Source organism: Pseudonocardia pini (genome assembly GCF_013870575.1).
In the GTDB taxonomy this organism is placed as follows: Bacteria; Actinomycetota; Actinomycetes; order Mycobacteriales; family Pseudonocardiaceae; genus Pseudonocardia; species Pseudonocardia pini.
The window spans coordinates 1-3,870 of record NZ_JACBXB010000540.1 but is presented as its reverse complement, the minus strand read 5'-3'; the positions used below and the strand labels follow the sequence as shown (position 1 = coordinate 3,870).

Genomic DNA, 3,870 nt, shown 5'->3' with positions numbered 1-3,870 from the left:
CAGCAGCGGCTGCGGGTCGCGCAGGCCCTGGTCGGCGACCCGAGCGTGCTGCTCTGCGACGAGCCGCTGCTCTCCCTCGACCTGGCCCACCAGCGCACGGTCAGCGCGTTGATCGACGGGCGCCGTCGCACCGCGGACACCGCCGTGGTGTTCGTGACGCACGAGATCAACCCGATCCTCCCGCTCGTCGACCGGATCCTCTACCTGGTCGGCGGCCGGTTCCGGGTCGGCACCCCGGACGAGGTGATGACCTCGGAGACGCTGTCCGAGCTGTACCGCACGGACGTCGAGGTGCTCCGGGTGCGGGACCGCCTGGTGGTCGTCGGCGTCGAGGACCAGCACGCGCACCACGAGGCACTGGCGTGAACAGGTTGATCTCGTTCGACGGCGTCGGCGAGCTGCTGGGCCTGCCGTTCGTGCAGAACGCCTTCCTCGCCGCCGCCCTGCTCGGTCTGGTCGCGGGCGCGCTGGCACCGCTGATCGTCGCGCGCGGGATGGGGTTCGCCGTGCACGGCACGGCCGAGCTGGCGTTCACCGGCGGCGCGGCGGCCCTGCTGGCCGGGATCTCGGTGAGCGTCGGGGCGGTGGTCGGGGCGGTGATCGCGGGCCTGGTGTTCGGTCTGCTGGGGCTGCGTCAGCGGGAACGGGACTCCGTGATCGGCGTGGTGCTGGCCTTCGGGCTCGGCCTCGGCGTGCTGCTGCTCGCGCTCTACGACGGCCGGGCCTCCAACAAGTTCGGCCTGCTCACGGGCTCGATCGTGTCCGTGGACGGCGGGAACATCGGGATCCTCGCGGGCGTGACGGTCGTGGTCCTGGCGGTGTTGGCGGTCGTCTACCGGCCGTTGCTGTTCGCCAGCGCCGATCCGGACGTCGCGGTGGCCCGCGGGGTGCCGGTGCGGGCGTTGTCCCCGCTGTTCGCCGTCCTCGTCGCCCTCACGACGGCACTCGCCGTCCCGATCGTCGGTGCGATCCTCGTGCTGTCGGTGACGATCATCCCGGGCGCCGCGGCCGCCCGCGTGACCGCGAGCCCGCTCAAGGCCACCGTGCTGGCGATCGCGATCGCCGAGCTGGCCCTGCTCGGCGGGACCCTGCTCTCGCTCGCCCCGGGCCTGCCGATCTCCGGCTACGTGGCCACGCTGGCGTTCCTGGCCTACCTCACGTGCCGGCTGATCGGCCGGATCCGAGGCCGCGTCCGCACCGCCTGAACGCACGAACGGCACTCTGGTGCGGACCTACCGCGCGAGAGTGCCGTTCGTTCGTCGAGAAGCCCTCAGGCCAGGCGACGGCGGCGGGCCACCTCGGCGAGCACCACGCCCGTGGCCACCGCGGCGTTCAGCGACTCCACGGGACCCGCCATCGGGATCGAGACCGTGACGTCGCACGTCTCGCGGACCAGCCGGGAGAGGCCTTTGCCCTCCGATCCCGTGACGATCACGAGGGGATCGGTGGCGAGGTCGAACTCGTCGAGCGTGACGTCCCCGTCCGCGTCGAGGCCCGCGATCATCAGCCCGGTCTGCGCGTACTCCCGCAGCGTGCGGGTGAGGTTGGTGGCCCGCGCGACCGGCAGCCGCGCCGCGGTGCCCGCCGAGGTCCGCCAGGCGACCGCGGTCATCCCCGCCGCCCGACGCTGCGGCACCACGACCCCGTGCCCGCCGAAGGCGCCCACCGACCGCACGACCGCACCGAGGTTCCGGGGGTCCGTGACCCCGTCGAGCGCGACGACCAGCGGGGGTCTCCCCGAGTCCGAGGCCCGCTCGAGCAGCTCGTCCGGGTGGGCGTACTCGTACGGCGGGATCTGCAGGGCGATGCCCTGGTGCAGTGCGCCGCCCGAGATGCGGTCCAGCTCCTTGCGCTCGACCTCCAGGATCGCCAGCCCCATGTCCGCGGCGAGGTGCACCGACTCGGCGATCCGCTCGTCCGAGGACGTGGCCCCGACGGCCACCCGCAGCGCCGTGGCGGGGACCCCCGCGCGCAGGCACTCGACGACCGGGTTGCGACCCAGCACGGTCTCGGGGACGTCACCGTCCCCGGTGCGGCGGTTGGTCCGGCTCTGCCCGGCCCGCCGCTCGTTCACCGCCGCCTTGCGCTGCGCGGGGTGCCCCTTGCGCTCCGACGCCCGGGGCGTGGGCCCCTTGCCCTCCAGCCCACGGCGGCGCTGGCCACCGGAGCCGACGACGGCGCCCTTCTTCGTGCCTTCCTTGCGCACCGCACCGCGGCGCTTGGAGTTGCCGGCCATGATCCCTGTCTGTCAGTTGTTCTTGAGCGACCACGTGGGACCGTCGGCGCCGTCCTCGACGCTGATCCCCGCGGCCAGCAGGCGGTCGCGCACCGCGTCCGCCTCGGTGAAGTCCTTCGCCTTGCGCGCCGCCTGGCGGCGCTCCAGCAGCTCCTCCACCAGCGACGTCAGCGCGCCGAGCGGAAGGTCAGCCACTGCAGGGCGTAGGAGCCGTTCGTGAACGGCGCCGCGGTCGTCGGCGTGGAGACCGGGATCGGGGTCAGCACCCCGGGCTGGCCGGGGGCGAGCTGCACATAGCCCTCCACGACGTCGGCAAGCCCCGTCGCCGACGCGACCTGCCGGGAGTCCGCCGCATAGATCTGCAGCCTGCCGCCGTCGGTCAGGGGCGCGCGGCCGCTGCCGTCCGTCTCGTCGAGCCGGAGCCGCCCGACCAGGGTGACGGGGCCCGCCGGGGCGGGCGCGACGCTCGGCAGGGCCTGCCCCTCGTCCGTGGCGACGGACCCGCGGTCCACCACGACCACCCGGCCGTCCGCGAGCCGCACGGGGGTGAGCACCTCGGAGGCGGGCTTGCCGTCCACCACCCGCAGCCGCACCAACGCCTCGGCCTCGGGCAGGTAGGTACCGGCCACGACGACCTGCCGCCACTCGTCGGCCGCGGTGACGGACGAGCCCGACACCAGCTCGCCGAACGGGACCGGCGGGGTGGTGTCGGCCGCGGAGATCGCCTGCTCCTGGGCCTGCCGCTGCTCCTCGCGGCCGAACTGCCACGGCGCCAGCAGGGTGTAGCAGGCCACGACGAAGCCGACGACGACCACCATGAAGGCGATCCAGCCCGGCCGCAGCAGGAAGCGCATGGGCCCCAGCCTAGTTCGCCCGCGCACGAGGCAGACTGGCGGCGTGGACGTACGCGGTGCCCTGCTCGTCGCCGGCACGACCTCCGACGCGGGCAAGAGCGCCCTCGTCGCAGGGCTCTGCCGGTCGCTGTACCGGCGGGGGGTCTCGGTCGCGCCGTTCAAGGCGCAGAACATGAGCAACAACTCCGTCGTGACCCCCGACGGCGGCGAGATCGGCCGCGCCCAGGCCATGCAGGCCCACGCCTGCGGGCTGGCGCCGAGCGTCGACCTCAACCCGGTCCTGCTCAAGCCGGGCAGCGACCGGACCTCGCAGGTCGTGGTGCGCGGGCGGGCCGACGGGCAGGTCTCCGCGCTGTCCTACCGGACCCGGACCGCGGCGCTGCGGGAGGTCGTCGTCGAGTCGCTGGAGCGGCTGCGCAGCCGGTACTCGGTCGTGGTCTGCGAGGGGGCGGGCTCGCCCGCGGAGATCAACCTGCGGGCCACCGACCTGGCCAACATGGGCCTCGCGCAGGCCGCCGACCTGCCGGTCGTGGTGGTCGGCGACATCGACCGCGGCGGGGTGCTCGCCCACCTCTTCGGCACGGTCGCGGTGCTGGCCCCCGAGGACCAGGCCCGGATCGCGGGGTTCGTGGTCAACAAGTTCCGGGGCGACCCGGCGCTGCTCGCCCCGGGCCTCGACCAGCTGAGGGCGCTGACCGGGCGGCCGACGTTCGGCGTCGTCCCCTGGTCGGACCGCCTCTGGCTCGACGCCGAGGACTCCCTCTCCGCCGTCGCCGACGG

Annotated in this window: 5 protein-coding genes and 1 pseudogene; 3 read left to right on the top strand and 3 right to left on the bottom strand. The window is 74.3% G+C overall.

Features of this window, described 5'->3' with window-relative positions; translation table 11 throughout:
• Window positions 1-366 (top strand): annotated as a pseudogene (locus H5J29_RS24250) (ABC transporter ATP-binding protein); the annotation flags it as partial.
• A complete protein-coding gene (locus tag H5J29_RS24245) occupies window positions 363-1,205 on the top strand; it encodes a metal ABC transporter permease (RefSeq protein ID WP_181783341.1) in 843 nt (280 codons plus the stop codon). The pseudogene H5J29_RS24250 and the gene H5J29_RS24245, both read left to right, overlap by 4 nt.
• Window positions 1,206-1,270: 65 nt before the next feature.
• Here H5J29_RS24245 and rlmB read toward each other — a convergent pair whose 3' ends face one another.
• From rlmB to H5J29_RS24235, 3 genes are read right to left on the bottom strand one after another with little or no spacing between them, the layout of a single operon-like run.
• On the bottom strand, window positions 1,271-2,236 hold the full coding sequence (gene rlmB, locus H5J29_RS24240; RefSeq protein ID WP_181783340.1) for a 23S rRNA (guanosine(2251)-2'-O)-methyltransferase RlmB: 966 nt from the start codon (window positions 2,234-2,236) through the stop codon (window positions 1,271-1,273).
• 12 nt (window positions 2,237-2,248) lie between these two features.
• On the bottom strand, window positions 2,249-2,431 hold the full coding sequence (locus H5J29_RS34415; RefSeq protein WP_220187856.1) for a CysS/YqeB C-terminal domain-containing protein: 183 nt from the start codon (window positions 2,429-2,431) through the stop codon (window positions 2,249-2,251).
• Window positions 2,404-3,090 carry an SURF1 family cytochrome oxidase biogenesis protein gene (locus tag H5J29_RS24235; protein ID WP_220187855.1) on the bottom strand — a complete coding sequence of 229 codons (687 nt, stop codon included), beginning with the start codon at window positions 3,088-3,090 and terminating at the stop codon, window positions 2,404-2,406. The genes H5J29_RS34415 and H5J29_RS24235 overlap by 28 nt, the downstream gene beginning before the upstream one ends.
• A gap of 43 nt (window positions 3,091-3,133) precedes the next feature.
• On the opposite strand from H5J29_RS24235, the gene H5J29_RS24230 reads away from it, so the two are divergent.
• Window positions 3,134-3,870: cobyric acid synthase (locus H5J29_RS24230; RefSeq protein ID WP_312858379.1), on the top strand; the 737-nt coding region annotated here is incomplete at its 3' end.

What these genes read in the sequence shown, in the direction of transcription:
- rlmB (WP_181783340.1), bottom strand. Translation starts at nt 2,236, where the DNA reads ATGGCCGGCAACTCCAAGCGCCGCGGTGCGGTGCGCAAGGAAGGCACG.
- H5J29_RS24235 (WP_220187855.1), bottom strand. Translation starts at nt 3,090, where the DNA reads ATGCGCTTCCTGCTGCGGCCGGGCTGGATCGCCTTCATGGTGGTCGTC.